The 23,179-nt window shown below is 63.5% G+C and carries 20 protein-coding genes; 15 read left to right on the top strand and 5 right to left on the bottom strand.

Features of this window, described 5'->3' with window-relative positions; translation table 11 throughout:
* Position 1 precedes the first annotated feature (1 nt).
* Genes xdhB through uraH form a run of 3 tightly spaced genes read right to left on the bottom strand, consistent with a single transcriptional unit; the run spans position 2 to position 4,210 of the window.
* A complete protein-coding gene (gene xdhB / locus NKK47_RS09180; RefSeq protein ID WP_023676224.1) occupies positions 2–2,353 on the bottom strand; it encodes a xanthine dehydrogenase molybdopterin binding subunit in 2,352 nt (783 codons plus the stop codon).
* Positions 2,353–3,834 carry a xanthine dehydrogenase small subunit gene (gene xdhA / locus NKK47_RS09185; protein ID WP_352568398.1) on the bottom strand — a complete coding sequence of 494 codons (1,482 nt, stop codon included), beginning with the start codon at positions 3,832–3,834 and terminating at the stop codon, positions 2,353–2,355. Before xdhA ends, xdhB begins: the two co-directional genes overlap by 1 nt.
* A gap of 1 nt (position 3,835) precedes the next feature.
* The gene (uraH, locus tag NKK47_RS09190; RefSeq protein WP_023676223.1) at positions 3,836–4,210 is read right to left on the bottom strand and encodes a hydroxyisourate hydrolase; all 375 of its coding nucleotides are present in this window, start codon (positions 4,208–4,210) and stop codon (positions 3,836–3,838) included.
* Positions 4,211–4,383: 173 nt separating this feature from the next.
* Between uraH and puuE the strand changes: the two genes are divergently transcribed.
* From puuE to NKK47_RS09255, 13 genes are all read left to right on the top strand, one after another.
* Positions 4,384–5,817 carry an allantoinase PuuE gene (gene puuE / locus NKK47_RS09195; RefSeq protein WP_023676222.1) on the top strand — a complete coding sequence of 478 codons (1,434 nt, stop codon included), beginning with the start codon at positions 4,384–4,386 and terminating at the stop codon, positions 5,815–5,817.
* A 63-nt stretch (positions 5,818–5,880) separates the two neighbouring features.
* Positions 5,881–6,729, top strand: coding sequence for a bifunctional allantoicase/(S)-ureidoglycine aminohydrolase (locus tag NKK47_RS09200; protein ID WP_023676221.1), 849 nt, complete (start codon positions 5,881–5,883; stop codon positions 6,727–6,729).
* Positions 6,726–7,229 carry an ureidoglycolate lyase gene (locus NKK47_RS09205; protein ID WP_023676220.1) on the top strand — a complete coding sequence of 168 codons (504 nt, stop codon included), beginning with the start codon at positions 6,726–6,728 and terminating at the stop codon, positions 7,227–7,229. Before NKK47_RS09200 ends, NKK47_RS09205 begins: the two co-directional genes overlap by 4 nt.
* Positions 7,229–7,822: a nucleoside deaminase gene (locus tag NKK47_RS09210; RefSeq protein WP_031211650.1), complete on the top strand. Its 594-nt coding sequence runs from the start codon at positions 7,229–7,231 to the stop codon at positions 7,820–7,822. The genes NKK47_RS09205 and NKK47_RS09210 overlap by 1 nt, the downstream gene beginning before the upstream one ends.
* Before the next feature lie 85 nt (positions 7,823–7,907).
* Entirely contained in the window at positions 7,908–9,890 is a 1,983-nt protein-coding gene (locus tag NKK47_RS09215; RefSeq protein WP_352568401.1) for a CocE/NonD family hydrolase, read from the top strand.
* A 154-nt stretch (positions 9,891–10,044) separates the two neighbouring features.
* The gene (locus NKK47_RS09220) at positions 10,045–11,631 is read left to right on the top strand and encodes an ABC transporter substrate-binding protein (RefSeq protein ID WP_023676219.1); all 1,587 of its coding nucleotides are present in this window, start codon (positions 10,045–10,047) and stop codon (positions 11,629–11,631) included.
* A gap of 16 nt (positions 11,632–11,647) precedes the next feature.
* Positions 11,648–12,607 (top strand): ABC transporter permease, encoded by a 960-nt coding sequence (locus NKK47_RS09225; protein ID WP_023676218.1) that lies wholly within the window; start codon positions 11,648–11,650, stop codon positions 12,605–12,607.
* A gap of 11 nt (positions 12,608–12,618) precedes the next feature.
* Positions 12,619–13,446 (top strand): ABC transporter permease, encoded by an 828-nt coding sequence (locus NKK47_RS09230; protein ID WP_023676217.1) that lies wholly within the window; start codon positions 12,619–12,621, stop codon positions 13,444–13,446.
* Positions 13,446–15,131: an ABC transporter ATP-binding protein gene (locus NKK47_RS09235; RefSeq protein WP_023676216.1), complete on the top strand. Its 1,686-nt coding sequence runs from the start codon at positions 13,446–13,448 to the stop codon at positions 15,129–15,131. Before NKK47_RS09230 ends, NKK47_RS09235 begins: the two co-directional genes overlap by 1 nt.
* 93 nt (positions 15,132–15,224) lie before the next feature.
* Positions 15,225–16,064: an alkaline phosphatase family protein gene (locus NKK47_RS09240; RefSeq protein WP_084641081.1), complete on the top strand. Its 840-nt coding sequence runs from the start codon at positions 15,225–15,227 to the stop codon at positions 16,062–16,064.
* 133 nt (positions 16,065–16,197) lie between these two features.
* Entirely contained in the window at positions 16,198–16,761 is a 564-nt protein-coding gene (locus NKK47_RS09245; RefSeq protein ID WP_023676214.1) for a sigma-70 family RNA polymerase sigma factor, read from the top strand.
* Complete coding sequence (locus tag NKK47_RS09250) at positions 16,758–17,426, top strand: anti-sigma factor (protein ID WP_352568403.1); 669 nt, start codon at positions 16,758–16,760, stop codon at positions 17,424–17,426. The genes NKK47_RS09245 and NKK47_RS09250 overlap by 4 nt, the downstream gene beginning before the upstream one ends.
* Positions 17,416–18,855: a S8 family serine peptidase gene (locus NKK47_RS09255; RefSeq protein WP_023680216.1), complete on the top strand. Its 1,440-nt coding sequence runs from the start codon at positions 17,416–17,418 to the stop codon at positions 18,853–18,855. Before NKK47_RS09250 ends, NKK47_RS09255 begins: the two co-directional genes overlap by 11 nt.
* A 5-nt stretch (positions 18,856–18,860) precedes the next feature.
* Here the strand turns inward: NKK47_RS09255 and NKK47_RS09260 are convergent, their stop codons facing one another.
* Complete coding sequence (locus tag NKK47_RS09260; protein WP_023680217.1) at positions 18,861–19,355, bottom strand: DUF8737 domain-containing protein; 495 nt, start codon at positions 19,353–19,355, stop codon at positions 18,861–18,863.
* Between the two features lie 81 nt (positions 19,356–19,436).
* On the opposite strand from NKK47_RS09260, the gene NKK47_RS09265 reads away from it, so the two are divergent.
* Entirely contained in the window at positions 19,437–20,345 is a 909-nt protein-coding gene (locus NKK47_RS09265; RefSeq protein WP_023680218.1) for a LysR family transcriptional regulator, read from the top strand.
* A 72-nt stretch (positions 20,346–20,417) separates the two neighbouring features.
* Here NKK47_RS09265 and NKK47_RS09270 read toward each other — a convergent pair whose 3' ends face one another.
* Positions 20,418–21,440 carry a substrate-binding domain-containing protein gene (locus NKK47_RS09270; RefSeq protein WP_031213013.1) on the bottom strand — a complete coding sequence of 341 codons (1,023 nt, stop codon included), beginning with the start codon at positions 21,438–21,440 and terminating at the stop codon, positions 20,418–20,420.
* Positions 21,441–21,802: 362 nt separating this feature from the next.
* Between NKK47_RS09270 and NKK47_RS09275 the strand changes: the two genes are divergently transcribed.
* Positions 21,803–23,158 (top strand): ABC transporter substrate-binding protein, encoded by a 1,356-nt coding sequence (locus NKK47_RS09275; RefSeq protein ID WP_023680220.1) that lies wholly within the window; start codon positions 21,803–21,805, stop codon positions 23,156–23,158.
* Positions 23,159–23,179 lie beyond the last annotated feature (21 nt).

The raw sequence follows: 23,179 nt of genomic DNA on the forward strand, positions 1-23,179 counted from the left end.
TTCAAGTGCCGGTTTTGGCTTCCCGCTTCAGCCGTTCGATCGCCATCAGCACACGCTCCGGCGTGGCCGGCGGGTCGAGGCGCGGGCAGATCTTGTGGCTGGCAACGCTCGCAACTGCGTCCGACAGCGCATGCAGCACCGACATTGCGAGCGGAAAGGGCGGCTCGCCGACCGCCTTGGAGCGGTGCACCGTCGGCTCGCCTGCTTGCGCCCAGTCGGCCAAAGTCACATTAAAAATCTTCGGCCGGTCCGACGCGAGCGGGATCTTGTAGGTCGATGGCGCATGGGTGCGCAGCCGCCCCTTGTCGTCCCACCACAGTTCCTCCGTCGTCAGCCAGCCCATGCCCTGGATGAAGCCGCCCTCGATCTGGCCGAGGTCGATGGCGCGGTTCAGCGAGCGGCCGGTTTCGTGCAGGATGTCGGTGCGCTCGACGACATATTCGCCGGTCAGCGTATCGACCGAGACTTCCGAGCACGCGGCGCCATAGGCGAAATAGTAGAAGGGATGGCCCTCGCCCTTGTCGCGGTCCCAATGGATTTTCGGCGTCTTGTAGAAACCCGCCGCCGAAAGCTGGATGCGCGCCATATAGGCCTGCCTGACGAGATCGGCGAAGGCGATCTCCTGGTTTCCGATGCGCACGCGGTTGGGCAAGAACAGCACCTGGTCGCGCGGCACCTGGTATCTCTCGACGGCGAAATTGATCAACCGGTCCTTGATCTGGCGGGCGGCATTCTGCGCCGCCATGCCGTTGAGATCGGAGCCGGAAGACGCGGCGGTGGCCGAGGTGTTCGGCACCTTGCCGGTCGTCGTCGCGGTGATCTTGACCTGATCGAGGTCGATCTGGAACTCTTCCGCCACGACCTGCGCCACCTTGACATAGAGGCCCTGCCCCATCTCGGTGCCGCCGTGGTTCAGATGCACCGAACCATCGGTATAGACATGCACCAGCGCGCCGGCCTGGTTGTAGTGGGTGGCGGTGAACGAGATGCCGAACTTGACCGGCGTCAGCGCCAGTCCGCGCTTGATGAAGCGGCTGTTGGCATTGAAAGCATCGATGGTGCGGCGGCGCCTCGCATAGTCGGAACTCGCCTCCAGCTCGGCGACGATGCGGTGGATGATGTTGTCCTCGACCGTCTGGTGATAGGGCGTGATGTTTCGGTCGCTGGTGCCGTAGAAATTCTTTTTGCGGATTTCGAGCGGGTCCTTGCCGAGGGCAAACGCAACTTCGTCGATGACGCGCTCGGCGCCGACCATGCCTTGCGGGCCGCCGAAGCCGCGAAAGGCGGTGTTCGATACCGTATTGGTGTAGAGCGGCGCCGATTGCGCGTGCACCGCCGGCCAGAAATAGGTGTTGTCGCAATGGAACAGCGCGCGGTCGGTGACCGGGCCGGAGAGGTCGGCCGAGAAGCCGCAGCGCGCCGCGAACATGAAATCGACGCCCAGAATATTGCCCTCGTCGTCGAAGCCGACCTCGTAGTCGACGAGGAAATCGTGGCGTTTGCCGGTGGCGATCATGTCGTCGTCGCGGTCGGGCCGGATTTTCACGGCCCGATGATGTTTCTTCGCGGCGATAGCGGCCAATGCCGCAAACTGATTGCCTTGCGTTTCCTTACCGCCGAAAGCGCCGCCCATCCGGCGGATTTCCACCGTCACCGCGTGGCTCGGAACACCGAGCGCGTGGCTGACCATGTGCTGGATTTCGCTCGGGTGCTGGGTCGAGGAATAGATGGTGACGTCGTGGTCCTCGCCAGGGATGGCCAAGGCGATATGGCCTTCGAGATAGAAATGCTCCTGGCCGCCTATGCGCATCTTTCCCTTCAGCCGGCGCGGCGCCGCCTTGATCGCAGCCGCTGCATCACCGCGCTTCAGCGTCAGCGGCGGCGTGACCAGCTTATCCATCCGTGGATCGAGCTCACCGACATCGGCGACGAACGGCAATTCCTTGTATTCGACCTTGGCCAGCCTCGTTGCACGGCGCGCCTGCTCGCGGGTTTCGGCAATGACGCAGAAGATCGGCTGGCCAAAGAATTGCACCTTGCCGTCGGCCAGCACCGGCTCGTCGTGACGGCCGGTCGGCGAAATGTCGTTCTCGCCTGGCACGTCGCTCGCCGTCAGCACGTCGATGACGCCGGGTGCGGCGCGCACCGCCGAAAGGTCCATGCTGGTGATGGTGGCATGCGTCGCCGTCGAAAGCCCAAGGCAGCCATGCAGCGTGCCGGCCGGTTCCGGCATGTCGTCGATATAGACGGCCGTGCCACTGACATGCTTGTGCGCGGAATCATGGCGCTGGTCGGTGGCGACGCCGCCGGCGATTTTTTTTGCCTTCAGGTTTGGCGTGGCGTGCTTGTTCATCATGCCGCCTCGTGCCGTGATACCTGGATCGGCGCCCGGGTGCCGGTGGTTTCGGCAAAGAAGCGCAGCAGCAGGTTGCGCGCCGCCAGCGCCCGGTATTCGGCGCTTGCCCGCATGTCGGTCAGCGGCGTGAAATCGTCGGCATACGCGGCCATCGCCGCCTCGACCGTCGCTTCCGTCCAGGGCTTGCCAAGCAATGCCTTTTCGACGCCAAAGGCTCGCTTCGGCGTTGCCGCCATGCCGCCGTAGGCGATGCGCACATCCGCCACCGTGTCATCCTCGGCGAGCTTCAGGATAAACGCGCCTAGCGCTGCTGTGATGTCTTCGTCGCGGCGCTTGGTGATCTTGTAGACGGCAAATTTCGTCTCGCTGCCTGGCACCGGGACATGCACGGCCTCGACGAATTCGCCGGGCTGCCGGTCCTGTCGGCCATAAGCGATGAAAAAATCCTCCAGCGGGATCGTCCGCCGCTTGTCGCCGCGGCGCAGCGTCAGGCGGGCACCGAGTGCGATCAGCGGCGGCGGCGTGTCGCCGATCGGCGAACCGTTGGCGATATTGCCGCCGATGGTGCCCATGTTGCGCACCTGATCGCCGCCGATGCGATCGAACAGCGGGCCGAGCGCCGTGATGCGTTTCGCCAGCATCGAGAAGGCTTCGCTATAGGTGACACCGGCGCCGATCGAGATGACGCCTTTGTCCTCGGAAATCCCGCACAGACCGTCGAGATTGCCGATGAAAATCGCCGGCGCAATATCGCGCATGTGCTTGGTCACCCAAAGGCCGACATCGGTCGAACCCGCGACGATAGTGGCTGCCGGCTCCTTGACCAGCACGCTGGCCAGATCGTCGGCATTGGCCGGCACGATCAGCCGCATGCTGCCGGAGCCGATCTCGATGCGCGAACCGTCCTTCATCGCTTCGAGCTTAGCCGTGACTGACTTGCGCTCCGCCGCCAGCGGATCCTTTGCCGCCGGGCCGTAGCTGGAGATGGCACGTGCGGCGCGCATGATCGCCTCGTAGCCGGTGCAGCGGCAGAGATTGCCTTGCAGCGCCTTTTCGATGGCGGCGTCCGACGGCTCCGGCGTCCGCATCCACAGAGCATAAAGCGACATGACGAAACCCGGTGTGCAGAAGCCGCATTGCGAGCCGTGGAAATCGACCATCGCCTGCTGCACGGGATGCAGTTTTCCTGCGTCGCCGCGCAGATGCTCGACGGTCACTACATGCGTGCCGTCTAGCGAGCCAAGGAAGCGGATGCAGGCATTGACGCTTTCATAGACCAGTGTTCCACCGGAGAGCCTGCCGACCAGCACCGTGCAGGCGCCACAGTCGCCCTCGGCGCAACCTTCCTTGGTGCCGCGCAGCGAGCGGTCGAGCCGCAGCCAGTCGAGCAGGGTCTGGTCGGGTGCAACCGTGCCGAGCGCGACGTCCTCGCCATTGAGGATGAAGCGGATTTCGTTGCGTGTCTTGATCCCTGCCATCTCAGCTTCCCCGGTAGGTCGAATAACCGTACGGCGACAGAAGCAGCGGCACATGATAGTGCATCGGCTCGGCCATACCGAAGCGGATCGGCACATGGTCGAGGAAGGCCGGTTCCGGCAGTTTTGTCCCTTGCCGGCGCAGATAATCGCCGGCCGCAAAGACCAGCTCGTATTCGCCGGTACGGAATTCCGCGCCGGCAAGCAGCGGAGCATCGCAACGGCCGTCATCATTGGTGACGACCGTTTTCAGATGCGTCCGGGCCTGACCGTCAAGATGATAGAGCTCGATCGACAGACCGGCCGCCGGTTTACCGGCCGCAGTGTCGAGGACGTGGGTCGTCAGGCGCCCGCCTTCGGCTTTCGACGTTTCCGCCACTGGCTGCTCCATTCCCTGCACAGTCGAACACTATTCATGAATTGTGCGCCAATTAAAGGCGATGCATAAGTCCCGGTCGAGCGGACCGCGACAAAAACACTTTCAAAAATTTCGGGGGAATGCGCAGGCACTCCTTTCGACTATCCTGATCACAATTTCCGGCAGGAGCGAGAATGCGTTACGAACGAGACATGCGCGGCTACGGAGCCAATCCGCCGGATCCGAAATGGCCCGGCGGGGCGCATGTCGCGGTGCAGTTCGTCGTCAATTACGAAGAGGGCGGCGAGAATTGCGTCCTGCACGGCGACAAGGCTTCGGAGGCTTTCCTGTCGGAGATCGTCGGCGCCGCGCCCTGGCCCGGCCAGCGCCACTGGAACATGGAATCGATCTACGAATACGGCGCCCGAGCGGGCTTCTGGCGATTGCTGCGCCTATTCAGCGCGGCGCAAGTGCCGGTCACCTGCTATGGCGTCGCCACGGCCCTGGCGCGTTCGCCCGACCAGGTTGCGGCGATGCAGGAGGCCGGCTGGGAGATCGCTTCGCACGGGCTGAAATGGATCGACTACCGCGACCATGCGCCAGAAGACGAGCGCCGCGACATGGAGGCGGCGATCCGGCTGCATTATGAGGTGACAGGGGCGCGGCCGACCGGCTGGTACACCGGCCGCACCTCGATCAACACGGTGCGGCTGGCGGCGGAAGAGGGCGGCTTCGATTATGTGTCGGACACCTATGACGACGAACTGCCCTACTGGTTCGAGCATGCGGCACCGGACGGGTCGGCGAAGCCGCAGCTGGTCATCCCCTATACGCTCGACGCCAACGACATGCGCTTTGCCACGCCGCAAGGCTTCAACTCGGGCGACCAATTCTTTGCCTATCTCAAGGATAGTTTCGATACGCTCTATGCCGAGGGCAAGGCAGGACGGCCGCGCATGATGAACATCGGCCTGCACTGCCGCCTCGTCGGCCGGCCGGGCCGGGTCGCGGCACTGAAGCGCTTCATCGACTACGTCAAATCACACGACAAGGTCTGGCTGGCACGGCGCATCGACATCGCAAAACATTGGCAGGAGACGCATCCGTTCCGGTTGCCGGCGCTGCGCCCGTCGAAAATGGAATTCGAGGCCTTCGTCCATACATTTGGCGGCGTGTTCGAGCATTCGCCGTGGATTGCCGAGCGCGCTTATGAGCTGGAGCTCGGCCCGGCGCATGACAGTGCCGGCGGCCTGCACAATGCGCTCTGCCGCGTCTTTCGCGCGGCAAGCGAGGCCGAGCGGCTTTCCGTGCTCAATGCCCACCCCGACCTTGCCGGAAAACTGGCGCAGGCCAAGCGGCTGACGGCGGAATCCTCGAGGGAACAGGCTTCGGCCGGCCTCGACGCGCTGACCGACAAGGAGCGCGAGCTGTTCGCAAAACTCAATGCCGCCTACGTCACCAGTTTCGGTTTCCCCTTCATTATTGCGGTGAAAGGCAAGACCAAGGGGGAGATCCTGGCCGAGTTCGAGGCGCGTATTGGCAACAGCCACGATGTCGAATTCGAAACCGCCTGCAGACAGGTCGAGCGCATCGCGCTGCTTCGTCTCAAGGACATGCTTCCGCAATAGGCTTTGGCTGCCGCGATAGGCCCTGGCTTCCGCAACAGGCTTGAATTTATGGATATGATGAAAATGGCCGAGCGAACCTATTATGCGCCGCAGGGCGGACATCCCGGCCAGAGCGAATTGCTGACCGGCCGCGCTGTGTTCACACAGGCCTATGCCGTCATCCCCAAGGGCGTGATGCAGGACATCGTCACCAGCGCCTTGCCGTTCTGGGATGGGACACGCGTCTGGGTGCTGTCGCGGCCGCTGTCGGGTTTTGCCGAGACGTTTTCGCAATACATCGTCGAGCTCGCGCCTGGCGGCGGCAGCGACCACCCTGAGCTTGACGCCGCCGCCGAAGGTGCGCTGTTCGTGGTCGAAGGCGAGCTAAGCGTTTCGCTTGCCGGCAAGAAACATAGCTTAAGGCCGGGCGGCTTTGCCTTCCTGCCGCCGGCGAGTGGGTGGACGGTGCACAATGAAAGCGGCGCCGCCGTCCGCTTCCACTGGATCCGCAAGACTTATGATGCAGTCGACGGCATCGAGCCGCCGCAAGCGTTCTTTGTCAACGAACAGGACATCGCGCCGACGCCGATGCCGGGTACCGAAGGCCGATGGGCGACCACGCGCTTCGTCGATCCGGCCGACATGCGCCACGACATGCATGTCACCATCGTCACGCTCGAGCCGGGCGCGGTCATTCCTTTCGCCGAGACGCATGTCATGGAGCACGGGCTCTATGTGCTGGAGGGCAAGGCGGTCTATCGTCTCAACCAGGACTGGGTCGAGGTCGAGGCTGGCGATTATATGTGGCTGCGCGCCTTCTGCCCGCAGGCTTGTTATGCCGGCGGGCCAGGCAAATTCCGCTATCTCCTCTACAAGGACGTCAACCGCCACGCCAAGCTTGGCAGCGCCGGCGTCGCGAGACCTACACCATGACCCGCATCGTCGCGCGGCCGCTGACCCGCGAGAATTTCGCCGAATTCGGCGACGTCATCGATATGGGCGGCGACAACCATTATCCGATCAATGGCGGCAAGGCCGAGCGCTACCATGACCTCGCCACCGCGGAAGCACGAGGGCCGAATGCGCGCGTGCTGATCTCGATGGTGCGTGGCACGCACTATGAGCTGCCGTTGAAGCTTACCATGGTGGAGCGCCATCCGTTTGGCAGCCAGGCCTTCATCCCGCTGTCACCACGGCCGTTCCTGGTCGTCGTCTGCCATGACGGCGAGGAGGGCCCGGGCGAGCCGCATGCCTTCATCACCGCGCCCGGGCAAGGCATCAACTATCCGCGCAATTTGTGGCACGGCGTGCTGACGCCGATCGGCGAGCCGCAGGACTTCCTGGTCGTCGACCGTGGCGGCGACGACTCCAATCTCGAAGAGTGCCATTTCTCGCACGCCTACGAGATACATCTTCCCGATGGGAGCCGGTGATGACCGACATTTCGCTGATCGACCGCCTGCTCGATGTCATAGAGCACGACATCGTGCCGAAGACGGCCGAGGGCGTCGCGCATGGCAACAAGTTGTTCGGCGCGGCGATCCTGCGCAAGGACGACCGCTCGCTGGTGCTTGCCGAAACCAATAACGAGACCGAAAACCCGCTCTGGCACGGCGAGGTGCACTGCCTGAAGCGCTTCTACGAACTGCCGAAAGCCGAGCGCGTCGACACCAGGGAGGCTATCTTCCTCGCCACCCACGAGCCCTGCTCGCTCTGTCTGTCGGCGATCACCTGGACCGGCTTCGACAATTTCTTCTATCTGTTCAGCCACGAGGACTCGCGCGACAGCTTCGACATCCCGCACGATTTGAAGATCCTGAAAGAGGTCTTCACCCTCGATCCCGGCGGCTACAATGCCGAGAATGCCTATTGGAAGAGCTTTTCGATCCGCAAATTGGTGCGCTCGCTGCCGGACCCCGAGCGCGGTCGGCTGGAAGCGCGCATCCACACAATATCAACGCGCTATGACGAATTGTCCGGCGCCTATCAGGCCGGCAAGGACGAAAACGACATTCCGCTGAATTGACGCGGATTGACCAGCCGAATTCGTTGACTGGCCCATGACGCGCTCTCACGGGCTCCATCATCTGGCGCTCCTGGAGTTCGCCCGCATGAAAATCGTCACTGAATTCCCCCGAAAGATCGTCGAATTTCCGGATATGGGGATCATCATGCCGGACGGCTGCCGGCTGTCGGCGCGGGTGTGGATGCCGGCCGATGCTGCCGACGACCCAGTGCCGGCAATCCTCGAACACCTGCCCTATCGCAAGCGCGACGGCACGATCTATCGTGATCAGCTGACGCATCCCTATTTTGCCGGCCACGGCTACGCCTCGATCCGCGTCGACATGCGCGGCAATGGCGATTCCGAAGGGCTGATGGACGACGAATATTCCGAGCAGGAATTGCAGGACGCTTGCGACGTCATCGCCTGGGCGGCGGACCAGCCCTGGTGCAACGGCAATGTCGGCATGATGGGCATTTCGTGGGGCGGCTTCAACTGCCTGCAGGTGGCGTCTAAGCAGCCGCCGGCGCTGAAGGCGGCCATCAGTCTCTGTTCGACGGTCGACCGCTATGCCGACGACATCCACTACAAGGGCGGCTGCCTGCTGATCGAGAATTTCGGCTGGGCCTCGACCATGCTGTCCTATTCGTCAAGGCCGCCGGATCCGTTGCTGGCCGGCGACAACAGATGGCGCGACCTGTGGCTGACCAGGCTGGAGAACCAGCCATTCCTGGCACCGCTGTGGCTGAAGCACCAGCATCGCGATGCCTATTGGAGGCGCGGCTCGATCTGCGAGGACTATTCCGCCATCCATGCCGCGGTGCTGTCGATCGGCGGCTGGCATGATGGCTATCGCAATACGATTTCCCATCTCGCCGTCAATATCGAGGCGCCGGTCAAGGGCATCGTCGGCCCGTGGATCCACAAATACCCGCATTACGCCGCGCCCGAACCGCGCATCGGCTTCCTGCAGGAGGCCTTGCGCTGGTGGGACCGCTGGCTGAAGGACATCGACACCGGCGTCGAGGCCGACCCCGCCTACCGCGCCTATGTCATGGACAGCGTGCGTCCGGCACGCTGGCATCCCGAGCGGCCGGGCCGCTGGGTCGCTGAATCGGAATGGCCGTCACCCAACATCAAGACGCAAGAGGTTGAGCTTATCGCTGAAGGCAACCACGCTATCGTCGCTTCGCCGCAAAGCTGCGGCCTCGCCGGCGGCGAATATTTCCCCTTCACCTTCGGCCCGGAACTGCCGGGTGACCAGCGCCCCGACGATGCGCTGTCGGTGTGCTTCGACCAGCCGGTGCTGACCGAAACGGTCGACATTGTCGGTGCTCCCGAAGTTGTGGTCAGCGTCTCGTCGGACCGGCGCCAGGCGAACATCGCGGTTCGGCTGTGCGACGTCCATCCGGACGGGGCATCGGAGCTGATCTCGTACGGCGTGCTCAACCTGACGCATCGCAACTCGCACGAATTTCCCGAAGCGCTGGTGCCCGGCGAAACCGTCAGCGCCCGGGTGGTGCTCGACCAATGCGCCTATCGCGTGCCGGCCGGCCATCGCTTGCGCGTTGCCGTTTCGAACGCCTACTGGCCGATGATCTGGCCGTCGCCGGAGCCGGTCCGGCTCGAATTGTCGGCCGCGACATTGATGCTGCCGGTACGCCCGCCGGCGACAGGCGACGAGGTCACCTTCCCCGCTCCCGAAGGTGCTGCGCCCTGGGCAACGGAGACGCTTCGGCCCGCCAATTCCGAGCGTCATGTCGATCGCGACGAAAAGACCGGAATGATTACGCTTTCCATCGTCGACGATTTCGGTGAGGTGCGCGACCTGGAGCATGGCCTCGCCAATGGCAGCATCGCCAGAGAGACATGGGCGATCCATCCCGACAATCCGCTGTCAGCCTCGGGCAAGACGCATTGGACCCAGACGCTGTCGCGAAATGGATGGTCGGTGCGCACCGAAACCTTCGCCGAAATGCGGTCCGACGCGCAAAGCTTCGTGGTTAGCGCCAGAATCGAAGCCTACGAAGGCGAAAAACTGGTCTTCGAGCGCAACTTCGAGGAGAAAATCCCGCGCGCACTGCTTTGAGCGCTTATAGCGATTGGTCCAATTGCGACGCACGATTTACGCCACGGCATGTCGCATTCGGTCTTGCTTACCGCTTTCCCTTACGGTCATTATTCTCCCGATAGAAATGAGAAAAACGACCATAAGGTCGGACCAGCAGAGTGAGGAACTCAACATGTCAAACGAACTGGAATATCTGAGCCGGCGCGTTGCGTCCGGCAAGCTGAGCCGTCGCGATTTTCTCGGCCGGGCAGCAGCGCTTGGCGTCACCGCAACCATCGCCAATTCGCTGCTATCCAGCGCTTCCCGCGCGGCGGGTCCGGTCAAGGGCGGCACGCTCAAGGCCGGCCTGGTCGGTGGCGAGTCCACCAACAGCCTCGATCCGGCGCTGTTTATGACGCAGGTGCCGTTCGCCTTCGGCAAGATGTGGGGCGAACTGATCGTCGAACTGTCTCCCGAAGGCAAGCTCGAGAACCGCATCGCCGAGGAGATCGGCTCGTCGGACGACGCCAAGACCTGGACGCTGAAGATCCGCGATGGCGTCGAGTTCCACAACGGCAAGAAGGTGACCGCAGAGGACGTGGCCGCCACCCTCGAACGCCATTCGGACGAGAAGTCAAAGTCCGGTGCGCTCGGTTATATGAAAGGCATCGAGAGCATCAAGGCCAGCGGCAAGGAAGTGGTGCTGACGCTGAAGGAGCCGAATGCCGACCTGCCCTACCTGCTTAGCGACTATCACCTGATCATTCAGCCGAATGGCGGCAAGGACAAGGCCGATGCCGGCATCTCGGCGGGTCCTTACAAGGTCACCACCAACGAGCCCGGCGTGCGCCATGGCGGCGAGCGCTTCGCCAATTATTGGCAGGGCGACAAGATGGGCCATGCCGACCAGATAGAGATCATCGTCATCAACGACGCCACGGCGCGCACGGCCGCCCTGCAGGGCGGCCAGGTCCACATGATCAACCGCGTCGAGCCGAAGATCGTCGATCTGATCAAGCGCGTGCCCGGCGTCACCATCCGCAACCATTCGGGACCCGGCCACTACGTCTTCATCATGCACTGCAACACCGCGCCGTTCGACAACAACGATTTGCGGATGGCGTTGAAGCTGGCGATCGACCGCGAGGAGATGCTGAACAAGGTGCTGCGTGGCTATGGCTCGCTCGGCAACGACTTCCCGATCAATGCATCGTACCCGCTATTCACCGAAATCGAGCAGCGCAAATACGATCCCGACAAGGCCAAGTTCCACTACAAGAAGTCGGGCCATGACGGTGCCGTCCTGCTCCGGACGTCGGACGTCGCCTTCCCCGGTGCCGTCGATGCTGCACAGCTGTTCCAGCAGAGTGCTGCCAAGGCCGGCATCACGCTGGAGATCAAGCGCGAGCCGGGCGACGGCTATTGGTCGGAAGTCTGGAACAAGCAGCCCTTCTGCGCCTCCTACTGGGGCGGCCGGTCGACGCAGGACCAGATGTACTCGACTGCCTATCTGTCGACGGCCGACTGGAACGACACACGGTTCAAGCGTCCGGATTTCGACAAGATGGTGCTGGCGGCTCGCGCCGAGCTCGACGAGGCCAAGCGCAAGGCAATGTACCACGACATGGCTGTGATGGTGCGCGACGAGGGCGGCCTGATCCTGCCGATGTTCAATCAGTTTATCGACGCGACGGGCGCCAAGGTTGCCGGGTGGGTGGATGATCCGCATCAGGAGTTGATGAACGGATATGCTCTGGCGAAGTGCTGGCTCGAAGCCTGAGCCCGGCCTTGCGGATATGTCCTCACCCATCGTGAAACTGGTGGCCCAGCGCATTGCGCTGGGCATTCTGCTGCTGTTGGCCGTTTCGGTCCTGATCTTCGCCGGCACCCAGATCCTGCCCGGCGACGTCGCGCAAGCCATCCTAGGACAGTCGGCGACACCGGAGTCGCTCGCCAATCTGCGCGAGCAGCTCGGCCTCAATGATCCCGCTTACATCCGTTATTTTCGCTGGCTCGGCGGCATTCTGACCGGTGATCTCGGCACGGCGATGTCGAGCGGTCAGGATATCGCAACCTCTATCAAGGGAAGGCTGTGGAACACGCTGTTCCTCGCCTTCTGGGCGGCGGTCGTCGCGGTGCCGCTGGCGATCATCCTCGGGCTGATCGCGGTGCGCTACCGCAATGGCTGGGTCGACAAGCTGATCTCGGGACTGGCGCTGGCCTCGACGTCCTTCCCGGAATTCTTCGTCGGCTATGTGCTCGTCTTTTTCTTCGCGGTGCAACATCAATGGTTTCCCGCCATTTCCACTGTCTATGACGGGATGCCTTTCGGCGAACGCATTCAGGCCATCGCACTGCCGGCGGCGGCGCTGACCCTGGTGGTGCTAGCCCATATGATGCGCATGACGCGCGCCGCGATCCTCAATGTCATGCAGTCGGCCTATGTCGAAACCGCCGAACTCAAGGGGCTTTCGGCCTTCGCGGTCATCCGCAGGCATGCCTTCCCCAATGCCATTGCGCCGATCATCAACGTCGTGATGCTCAATCTCGCTTACCTGATCGTCGGCGTCGTCGTGGTCGAAGTTATCTTTGTCTATCCAGGCATGGGCCAATACCTCGTCGACCACGTCACCAAGCGTGACGTGCCGGTGGTGCAGGCGGTCGGGCTGATCTTCGCCGCCGTCTACATCAGCCTGAACATCATCGCGGACATAGCGGCGATCATCGCCAATCCGCGCCTCAGACATCCGAAATGAGGGGGGCGGGTATGCTCGTCATCAAACGCATCCCCATCCCGGCATTGGTCGGCATCGTGCTGACGGCGCTGTTCGTGCTGGCAGCAATTTTTGCGCCGTGGATCGCGCCGCATGGCAATGCCGAGATCGTCAGCGACGTCCCTTGGGAACCGATGTCGGCGGCGCATTGGCTGGGCACCGACAATCTCGGCCGCGATCTGTTGTCGCGCATGATCTACGGCGCCCGAATCACCCTGTTCATCGCGGTGCTGGCGACCGCGCTGTCGTTCTCGCTCGGTGCCATCCTCGGCTTCTCGGCCGCGGTGTTCGGCGGCTGGTTCGACACGCTTCTGTCGCGTCTCGTCGATCTCCTGATGTCGATCCCGACATTGATCATGGCCCTTGTCGTGCTGTCGGTGCTGCCATCCAATCTGGTGACGCTGATCCTGGTCATGGGCGTTCTGGATTCGACCCGCGTCTACCGCCTGTCGAGGGCGGTCGCCGTCGACATCAACGTCATGGATTATGTCGAGGCGGCCAAATTGCGCGGCGAAGGCAGCGGCTGGATCATCTTCCGCGAGATCCTGCCCAATGCGCTGTCGCCGCTGGTTTCGGAACTCGGCCTGCGCTTCATCTATGCCGTACTGTTCCTGTCGACGCTGTCCTTCCTCGGCCTTGGCGTGCAGCCGCCTAGCGCCGATTGGGGCGGCATGGTCAAGGAAAACAAGGACGGCATCGTCTTCGGCATAGGCGCCGCCCTCATTCCGGCGGCGGCGATCGCAGCGCTGGCGATTTCCGTCAATCTCGTCGCCGACTGGGTGCTCAACCGCACGACAAGCCTGAAGGGAGGACGCGGGTAATGGCTGACAAGCAACCGAAGCCCGGGCAACCGAAGCCCGGGCAACCGAAGTCCGGCGTGCTGCTCGACATTCGCAATCTGCGCATCGAGGCCACGGTATACCCGCCGGGTGAGGCGCCGAAGAACATCGTGCTGGTGCACGATGTCTCGCTGACGCTGGAGAAGGGCAAGGTGCTTGGCCTGATCGGCGAGTCCGGCGCCGGCAAATCGACCATCGGCCTGTCGTCGATGGGCTACGGCCGCGGCGGCGTGCGCATCACCGGCGGCGAGGTCATCCTCAATGGCCGCGACATCCTGAAGGGCGGCAACGAAGGATTTCGCAAATTGCGCGGCCGCGAGGTCTGCTATGTCGCGCAATCGGCGGCAGCCGCCTTCAATCCGGCGCACAGGCTGATGGACCAGGTGGTCGAGGCAGCACTCCTGCACGGCACGGCGACGCGGGCCGAAGCCGAAAAGCGCGCCGTGGCGCTGTTCAAGAAGCTCAGCCTGCCGAACCCCGAAAGCATCGGCGAGCGCTTCCCCCACCAGGTCTCGGGCGGTCAGCTGCAGCGCGTGATGACGGCAATGGCGCTGTGCTCGGAACCCGACCTGATCGTCTTCGACGAGCCGACCACGGCGCTCGACGTGACGACGCAGATCGACGTCTTGGCGGCGATCAAGGATGCCATCCGCGACACGCATGTCGCGGCGCTCTACATCACTCACGACCTTGCCGTCGTCGCCCAGGTCTCGGACGAGATCATGGTGCTGCGCCACGGCCGGCTGGTCGAATGGGGCGGCACCCGCCAGATCATCAAGGAGCCGCGCCAGGAATACACCAACGCGCTGGTTTCGGTGCATGAGATCGAACACCAGGAGCAGAAGCCTGGCACGAGCCCGTTCCTGTCGGTCAAGAACATCACCGCCGCCTATGGCCGCAGTCACATCAAGGTGCTGAAGAACGTCTCGATCGATATTTTCCCCGGCCAGACGCTGGCGGTGGTCGGCGAGTCCGGCTCCGGCAAATCGACACTGGCGCGCGCCATCACCGGCCTCTTGCCGCCCGAACAAGGCACCGTCACCTTCGACGGACGGCCGCTCGCCAACCGGCTTGCCGACCGGCCGAAAGAGGATCTTCGCCAACTGCAGATGATCTACCAGATGGCCGACGTGGCGATGAACCCGCGCCAGACGGTCGGCACCATCATCGGCCGGCCGCTGGAATTCTATTTCGGTCTGCGCGGAAGGCAACGTGACGCCCGTGTCGCGGAACTGCTCGACAAGATCGAAATGGGCAAAGGCTATGTCGACCGCTATCCGGCCGAGCTTTCGGGCGGCCAGAAGCAGCGCGTCTGCATCGCCCGCTCGCTCGCCGCAAAGCCGAAGCTGATCATCTGCGACGAGGTGACCTCGGCGCTCGATCCGCTGGTCGCCCACGGCATACTGGAGCTGCTCCTCGGGCTGCAGAAAGAGGAAAACGTCGCCTATCTGTTCATCACCCACGACCTGGCCACGGTCAAGTCGATCGCCGATTCAATCGCCGTGATGTATCGCGGCGAAGTGGTGCGCTACGGCGCCAAGAGCACCGTGCTGACGCCACCCTTCGATGCCTACACCGATCTTTTGCTATCGTCGGTGCCAGAAATGGAGATCGGCTGGCTAGAGAAAGCGATCAAGGGACGGCGCATGGCCAGCGCGGGGAACTAGCGGGCCGCCCTTTGCGCCCGACGATCCTGTCCGGGCGTGGATTGAACGGCAGGCCCGCCCTGACTTTTCCGATTAAGCCGCATGGAGGCGCCCTTGGCGCTCAACACAAAACTATTGCTCATCATCCTCGACGGCGTGCCTTACCGGAACTGGCGACGGCTGATGGGCAATCTCGAAGGCTGGGTGCAATCAGGCGAAGCCCGCGTGTGGAAGATGCGCTCCGTGCTGCCGTCGACCTCGGCATCCTGCTATGCCTCGATCCACACCGGCGTGCCGCCTCAAGTGCACGGCATCCTGTCGAACGAGAACCGGTTTCGCGTCGAACAGCCGGACATCTTTTCCGAAGTCAGCAGGGCCGGCGGCAAGACCGGTGCGGTCACCCACTCCTACTGGTCCGAATTCTTTCGGGCCTATCCGTTCGACCTGGTCGAGGACATGGAGTTCGACCAGCCGGGCAGGCCGATCAGCCATGGCCGGTTCCACACCATGACCGGCTACAATGCCAGGAACCAGATGACGCCGAGCGACGTCGACCTGTTCGCGACGTTGACCATGCTGACCAGGCGCTACGGCATCGACTACGGCATCCTGCACAGCTGCACGCTGGACTCGATGGGCCACCGCTTCGGCCATGACTGCCACGAGATGGATCATGCCGTCTATGCAATGGACGCCATGCTCGCCGGCTTTCTGCCGCGCTGGCGGGAAGCCGGCTACGAGGTGATCGTCACCGCCGATCATGGCCAGACCGATCGCGGCCATCATGGCGGCCACGACGAGGAGATGCAGGATTTCGCACTTTACTACTTCGGATCCGGCGAGGGTCCGGAAGCCAATACGCTGCTCGATCAGCTGCAGCTCGCGCCGACGGTGCTTGTGCGCCTCGGCGTGCCGGTGCCGGCGACGATGAAGGCCGAGCCATTCCTGAGCTGAGCGCGCGCCCTCTTCTCCCTCTGGCAACGCTCCCGCTCTTCAGTTAGCCTCCGCAAATATACGGGCGGATGCGGTGAACCTTTTTGGGCCGATCAGCGACAGAGCAGGCAGGAGCCAGGCGGCTCGACCGGCGATGACGGCCGCGGAGACCGATCGCGCGCTTGTCGAGCGGGTCGCGAAAGGTGACCGTGCCGCCGTGCGGCTCCTGTTCATGCGCCACCACGCGCGGGTCTACCGCTTCGTGGCACGCCAGACGGGATCGGAACTGATGGCCGACGATATCGCGAACGAGGTGTTCCTCGAACTCTGGCGGCAGGCACCGGCCTTCGAGGGGCGCTCGGAGGTCTCGACATGGCTGCTCGGCATTGCCCGCTTCAAGGCGCTGTCCCTGCTGCGCAAGAAGAAGGAAGACTGGATCGACGACGATGACGCGGCCCGGGTCGCCGACGGCGCCGACACGCCGGAAGTCGTGACGATGAAGGAAGACAAGGCCGCCGCCTTGCGACGCTTTATCGATGCCATGCCGGAAGAGCACCGCACGGTGATCGACCTTGCCTATTATCACGGGCAATCGGTGAGCGAGATCGGCGAGGTACTCGGCATCCCGGTCGCAACGGTCAAGACCAGGATGTTCTACGCCCGCAAGAAACTCGGCGAAGCCCTCAAGGCCGCCGGTTACGACAGGGGGTGGCCATGAGCGCCGCTGAAAAAATGTCACGCCGCGACGAAATGGAAATGCTGCTGCCGTTTTATCTGAACGGCTCGCTGGAGGGCACCGAGCTCGAAGCCATCGAGGAATGGCTGGCGAGCGATCCGGCGGCGATGGCCGCACTAGGCGAGGCCGAGGCCGAATTCTCCGGCACCGCTGCCGCAAACGAGGCAATCCGCCCGCCGGCCGATGCGCTCAGCCGCTTTGCCAAGGCGCTCGACGCCGAGGCCGGCCCGTCCCGCGCGCCTGCGGCATCGTCCTGGCTGGCGCAAGCCTGGAGCCGCTTCATGGCGGTGCCGGTCGGCGTCGCCTGGGCCGCGGCCGCGGTGCTGCTGGCCCTGGTCGTCGCGCAATCCTTTGTGCAGACCGGCAACAGAGGTGGCGATTTCGAGATTGCCGGATCGGAAGACGACCTGGCCAAAATGCCGTTTGCACTTGTGAAGTTCAAACCGGATGCGAAGCTGTCCGACATCATCGCTTTTCTCGACCAGAACCAATTGAAGATCGCCGGCGGGCCGACCGCCGACGGTGTCTTCCGCCTCGGCGTTCCGGCCAAGACCGCCGCCGACTATCAGAAGCTGCTTGGCCTTATTGCCGCCCAGCCTTTCACCGAAGCTGCGCTGGAGGGAAGGAAACCGGCTGATGGCGGCTAAGGCGGTCATTCGATTGACGGCAGCGATGACAATCTTCGCCGCGTCCGCAATGGCGCAGACCAATGACCCGAACCTCACCCAGGCTGAGATCGACTGCCTGAACCGGGGAAATGCTGCCAACGCCGACTGCGCCAAGGATGGCGGCGCCGTGAAGGATGGCGGCAAAGCGCTGGCTCCTGGAATAACGGGCGCGGTGTTTCTTCCGGACTTGATTGTCGACCTGTTCCCCAATCCTGCCGTAGTCACCGAGGCGCCTATACCTCCTGGCAATACTGCAACCCCACCCGCCGTCGCGCCGGCAATACAGGCTGCCGCGCCGGGCGGTCCGGTCGTAGCACCCACCGATCTTGTCGCAACCGAGCCGCCGCGCGCCGTGATCGGCGATTTCGTGCCCGACGAGGTGCTGGTCACGGTCAATGGCGATGCCGGCGCGGTCCAGCAGATCGCGGCCTCGTTCGGCCTCGAGATACGCTCGCAGCGGCAGTCGCGGCTGCTCGGCAACACGCTGGTGCGCTTCGGCATTCCCGATGGCCGCCCGGTCGGCGTCGTGCTGGCGCAACTTGCCGCCGACGGCCGTACTTTGCGGCGTGAGGCCAACCATGTCTACTCGCTGCAGCAGGCGGCCAGCATCGTCAATTATGCGTTCGAGCGCATTGCGCTCGATGCCGACAAAGCCAGCGGCGAGAATGTACGCGTCGGCGTCATCGACACCGGCATCGATGACGGCAATCCGGCGCTCTCCGGCGTCATCGCCGGGCAGTTCGATGCCATGCCCGACGTGCCGATCAAGGCGCGCGACCACGGCACTTCGGTCGATGGACTGATTGCCGGCACCGGCGCGTTCAAAGGCATGGCGCCGGGTGCCAGGATCTATCACGCCCGCGCCTTCGAGGGCGGCAAGTCGACCATGGACGTCATCCTTTCGGCGCTCGACTGGGCGGCGGAGCAGGATGTCCGCATCATCAATATGAGCTTCGTCGGTCCGAAGAACGACCTGCTCGGCATCGCCTGCCGCAATGCGCGCGCGTTTGGCATCGTGCTGGTTGCGGCCGCCGGCAATAACGGACCGAAGGCGCCCTATGGTTATCCGGCCGCCTTCGACGGCGTGATGGCGGTGACGGCCACCGATGCCAAGGACGGGCTGATGCCGCAGGCCAATCGCGGCGCCTATGTCTTCATCTCCGCTCCCGGCGTCGAGATGGTAGCGCCGAGCGGCGCCGGCTCGGACGTGGTGACCGGGACGTCCTTCGCCGCAGCGATCGTGACCGGCGCCGTCGCCAACCTGTTCCATGCCGCACCCGACCGTTCGGCCGACTGGGTCGAGAAAGCACTTGCCGCCACCGCCAGGGATCTCGGCCCCAAGGGGCGGGACAATGATTTCGGCTTTGGCCTGCTGAATACCAAGGCGGCCGAGGCGGCGAAGGAATAGCCCGCTCAAGTCGCGTTTTGCTGAGGACGTAGCAGAAAATAGAATGCGGCGATGTGCGTTATCATCAGCAGCGGTACGTAGATGATCGGGATCGCGTAGGTGGCGCCCAGTTCGCCTGCGCGTGCAGGAAGGCCGATCTGGACGGCATGGTAATAGTCGACGATGAGGTCGACCGTCCCTGCGACATTGAAGGCGACGACTAACGGCCAGAAGAGCGGGCGTATCCTCACCGTGAGCAGCGCCAGCATGGCCAGCACGCCAGTCGCGAAATCGCCGTAGGCGGCGAATACGGCGAAGTCGGTGGGCAGATTGGGGCTTACGACACCTGGAACCATGAAGACGAGCCCGAAGAAGCGGAAGCTGTGCAGCGTAGCGATGGCGCGTTGCGCCGCGACCCGGTCCATCGACCTGAGCCACGGCAAACCGTACGCGCCGAAGCAAAGCAGCCACGCGACATAGCCGAGAGCAAGATGGGTTTGGAACACCATTTCCGTGGACATTTGGCCTTCTCTCAACAGTTGATTCACGCGGCTTTAAGCCCGCTACCGCAATTCGACTATCCGGTGTAATCACAACAACCTATGAAGCAGAACTACACAGTCCGACATGGTGCGCTGGAGGGCGTCGAGGCGTTCCTGGCCGTCGCCAGGCGCCTCAGTTTCCGCCGTGCCGCCGCCGATCTCGGCGTGACGCCATCCGCCGTGAGCCAGACGGTGCGCGCGCTGGAAGCCCGCCTGGGCACGGCGCTGTTCGTCCGCACGACGCGGAGCGTTGGTTTAACCGAGCCTGGCCAGCGGTTCCTCGACCGTGCCGGCCCGGCGTTCGAAGAGCTTGTCGCGGCCGGCGAGGCCGCCCGCGATATCGGCCAGCGGCCGACCGGTCTGCTGCGCCTGTCTGTGCCCCGCGCTATCGTGCCGCTGATGTTGGAGCCGCTGATCGCGTCGTTCTGCCAAGCCTATCCTGAGATCGAACTGGAGATCGCCGTGAGCGACCAGATGGTCGATCTCGCGACCGGCGGGTTCGATGCCGGCATCCGCCTCGGCCAGCTCATCGCCGCCGACATGGTCGCGGTGCGGCTGACAGCGCCGTTCTCGTTCGTGGTCGTCGGCAGCCCTGACTATTTTGAGCGCCACGGCCGTCCCGAGCGTGTCGACGACTTGCGCCACCACGCCTGCTTACGCTTGCGCCGCTCGAATGGCAGCATCGCGCCCTGGTCGTTCATCGACGGCAACGGCGCGATCGAAGCGGTCGTCTCAGGCCCGCTGATCGCGCACGACTATTCGACGTTGGTCGGGGCTGCGATGCGGGGCGTCGGGCTGGCGCAGACACCGCGACCACTCGCCGAAGGTCTGATAGCCGAAGGAAAACTCCAGTCGGTGCTGGACAGCGTCGCCACGACGACGCCGGGTGTCTTCCTTTATCATCCCGGCAAGCGCCAAGTCCTGCCGAAGCTGCGCGCCTTCATCGATCACCTCAAATCCGCGGCCTGAGACCAGGACGCACCCGCTGGTGCTGGCCAACAGCCGCCAAGAGTCGACCTCGGCCGTTCAGAGTGATTGCCTCTAGGCCGGCGCGCCGGCGACCGATCCCCTGACCACCAGGTCGACCGGCCAGACTTCGCCGCGAGCGCCCTCCTCCAGGCCGGAAATCCGCGCCGCCAGCCGTTCGGCGATGCGCGCGCCGGCGAGGCGGATCGACGAACGCGTCGTCGACAGCGGCACCGAAAAATTTTCCGGCTTCAGCCAGGGAAAGACGTCGTCATGGGCGATCAGCGACAGGTCGCCCGGAATGGTCAGGCCGAGATCGCGCACCGCGCGCACCACGCCGAGCGCCATGATCAGGCTGGAGCAGGCGATCGCCGTCGGCGCGTCACTTTGTTCCAGCAAGCGCCGGGCGGCGCGGTAGCCGTTCTCCTCGGTCATGGTGAGCGAACAGACATGCTGATCACGAAGCACCAGGCCGCTCGCCGCAAGCGCGCGGCGCACGCCGCGCTCGCGATGGATGGCGAAGGTCTCGCGATCGTCGCCGTTGATCAGCGCCAGACGCCTATGACCGAGCTGAACGAGTAGCCGCGCCGCCTCGTGGAAGGCGCCCTCATTGTCGATGTCGGTGAACGGATAGTCGAAATCGAAGCCTTCGCTGCGGCCATGGACGATGAAAGGAATGCCGAGCGTATTGACCAGCGCCACCCGCCGGTCGGCCGGCCTCGGCGACGAGATATAGACCGCGTCGACCTGCCGGTTGGCGACAATGCGGCGGTACGTCGTCTCCTGGTCGTCGGCATCGGCCGGTGACAGCACCAGGTCGAGCTCGTGCGAACGCGCATAGTCGCCGAGGCCGGACAGGAACTCGACGAAATGCGGGTCGATGTCGACGGTCGTCCCCGTCGGCAGAACATAGCCGATCATGCCGGTCTTGCCGGTCGCCAGCCGACGGGCGCTCGGATTGGGGCGATAGCCGTGACGCTTGGCGGCATCGACCACCCGCCGGCGCGTTTCCTCGTTGACTTCGGGGTAGCCGTTCAATGCGCGGCTCACCGTAGTCTGCGAAAGCGCCAGCATGTGGGAGAGCTGCTTGAGGTTCACCGGAGGCCTCCAAACCTCAAAGCGCTTTTAATCTGAATCGAGCTGGCCGCTACGAACCGCGTTGCCGAGCGCACTGACCATACGCACGGTTCGGACCGGTTTGAAGCCGAATTTGCTGCTGCACCGCCAGAAAACTGTGCTGCAGCGCACTTTTGCCGGCACTCGGCCGCAGAAATTAAATCGATTAGTCTGGCTTTCTCTTGACTCCGGATCAATTCAGTGGCGTGATCAAAATCACCAAAGCGCTTTGGAAGACTCTACGAAAGGTTGCAGTTCCTTTCCGACTGAGTCACAGTCCTGCAGCGCCGGCGGACGGAATGGAGGTTTCGTTCGGTGTTTGTCACCACTGGGAGGGAATACCGATGAAGAAAATGCTTCTGCTGGGCGCTGCGTTTGCCACGCTTGCGCTCGCCATGCCGGCGCAAGCCGAATTGAAGTTCAAGCCGGGCGAAGATCCCCGTTTCAACTGGGCGAACTACGAAGAGCTCAAGAAAGTCGACCTCAAGGGCGAGACGCTGACGATCTTCGGACCGTGGCGCGGCGAGGACGAAGGGCTTATCCGCACCGTCCTCGATTACTTCTCCGAAGCCACCGGCGCCGAGATCAAGTACTCCTCGTCGGAGAATTACGAGCAGCAGATCGTCATCGACACGCAGGCCGGCAGCCCGCCCAACATTGCCGTGCTGCCGCAGCCGGGCCTGATCCAGGATCTGGCATCGAAGGGCCTTTTGACGCCGCTCGGCGACGACACGGCCAACTGGGTCAAGGACAATTACGGCGCCGGCCAATCCTGGGTCGACCTCGGCACGTTCAAGGACAAGGACGGCAAGCCCGGCTTCTTCGCCTTTCCGTATAAGGCCGACGTGAAGTCGCTGGTCTGGTACTCGCCGGACAATTTCGAGGAAGCGGGCTACAAGGTGCCGAAGACGCAGGAAGAGCTTGCCGAGCTCGAAAAGAAGATCATCGGCGACGGCGGCACGCCATGGTGCATCGGGCTTGGTTCGGGCGGCGCCACCGGCTGGCCGGCGACCGACTGGGTCGAAGACATCATGCTGCGCACCCAGACGCCCGAGACCTACGACAAATGGGTGAAGAACGAAATTCCGTTCAACGATCCGGCAGTGGTCAACGCCATCGACATTTTCGGCAAGATCGCGACCGACGACAAGATGGTCGAGGGCGGCGCCAAGGCGGTTGCGGCGACCGATTTCCGTGACAGCCCGAAGGGCCTCTTCTCGGTGCCGCCGAAATGCTATCTGCACCACCAGGCATCGTTCATCCCGACCTTCTTCCCGCAAGGCACCAAGATCGGCGAGGATGCCGACTTCTTCTATTACCCGCCCTACGCCTCCAAGCCCGAGCTCGGCACTCCGGTGCTCGGCGCCGGCACGCTGGCCATGATCACTAAAGATAGCAAGAGTGCCCGCGCGTTCATCGAATTCCTGAAGCTGCCGCTCGCTCATGAGATCTGGATGGCACAGGGCGGCTTCGTGACGCCGTTCAAGTCGGTCAACAAGGACGCCTATGCTAGCGACGCGCTGAAGAAGCAGGGCGAGATCCTGGCCAACGCCTCGACCTTCCGCTTCGACGGGTCCGACCTGATGCCGGGCAAGATCGGCGCCGGTGCGTTCTGGACCGGCATGATCGACCTGGTCGGCGGCAAGTCCGCCCAGGACGTCGCCACTGACATCCAGAAAAGCTGGGACGCGATCAAGTAAGCGGCCGGCTTGAGTTCCCAA

It is taken from the genome of Mesorhizobium sp. M0019, assembly GCF_040323975.1.
Taxonomy (GTDB): domain Bacteria; phylum Pseudomonadota; class Alphaproteobacteria; order Rhizobiales; family Rhizobiaceae; genus Mesorhizobium.

Coding starts and splice junctions, on each gene's coding strand:
- xdhA (WP_352568398.1), bottom strand. CDS start 3,834: ATGGCAGGGATCAAGACACGCAACGAAATCCGCTTCATCCTCAATGGC.
- NKK47_RS09255 (WP_023680216.1), top strand. CDS start 17,416: ATGGCGGCTAAGGCGGTCATTCGATTGACGGCAGCGATGACAATCTTC.
- NKK47_RS09235 (WP_023676216.1), top strand. CDS start 13,446: ATGGCTGACAAGCAACCGAAGCCCGGGCAACCGAAGCCCGGGCAACCG.
- NKK47_RS09230 (WP_023676217.1), top strand. CDS start 12,619: ATGCTCGTCATCAAACGCATCCCCATCCCGGCATTGGTCGGCATCGTG.
- NKK47_RS09265 (WP_023680218.1), top strand. CDS start 19,437: ATGAAGCAGAACTACACAGTCCGACATGGTGCGCTGGAGGGCGTCGAG.
- NKK47_RS09275 (WP_023680220.1), top strand. CDS start 21,803: ATGAAGAAAATGCTTCTGCTGGGCGCTGCGTTTGCCACGCTTGCGCTC.
- NKK47_RS09220 (WP_023676219.1), top strand. CDS start 10,045: ATGTCAAACGAACTGGAATATCTGAGCCGGCGCGTTGCGTCCGGCAAG.
- puuE (WP_023676222.1), top strand. CDS start 4,384: ATGCGTTACGAACGAGACATGCGCGGCTACGGAGCCAATCCGCCGGAT.
- NKK47_RS09215 (WP_352568401.1), top strand. CDS start 7,908: ATGAAAATCGTCACTGAATTCCCCCGAAAGATCGTCGAATTTCCGGAT.
- NKK47_RS09205 (WP_023676220.1), top strand. CDS start 6,726: ATGACCCGCATCGTCGCGCGGCCGCTGACCCGCGAGAATTTCGCCGAA.
- NKK47_RS09250 (WP_352568403.1), top strand. CDS start 16,758: ATGAGCGCCGCTGAAAAAATGTCACGCCGCGACGAAATGGAAATGCTG.
- NKK47_RS09225 (WP_023676218.1), top strand. CDS start 11,648: ATGTCCTCACCCATCGTGAAACTGGTGGCCCAGCGCATTGCGCTGGGC.
- NKK47_RS09210 (WP_031211650.1), top strand. CDS start 7,229: ATGACCGACATTTCGCTGATCGACCGCCTGCTCGATGTCATAGAGCAC.
- xdhB (WP_023676224.1), bottom strand. CDS start 2,353: ATGAACAAGCACGCCACGCCAAACCTGAAGGCAAAAAAAATCGCCGGC.
- NKK47_RS09245 (WP_023676214.1), top strand. CDS start 16,198: ATGACGGCCGCGGAGACCGATCGCGCGCTTGTCGAGCGGGTCGCGAAA.
- NKK47_RS09260 (WP_023680217.1), bottom strand. CDS start 19,355: ATGTCCACGGAAATGGTGTTCCAAACCCATCTTGCTCTCGGCTATGTC.
- NKK47_RS09200 (WP_023676221.1), top strand. CDS start 5,881: ATGGCCGAGCGAACCTATTATGCGCCGCAGGGCGGACATCCCGGCCAG.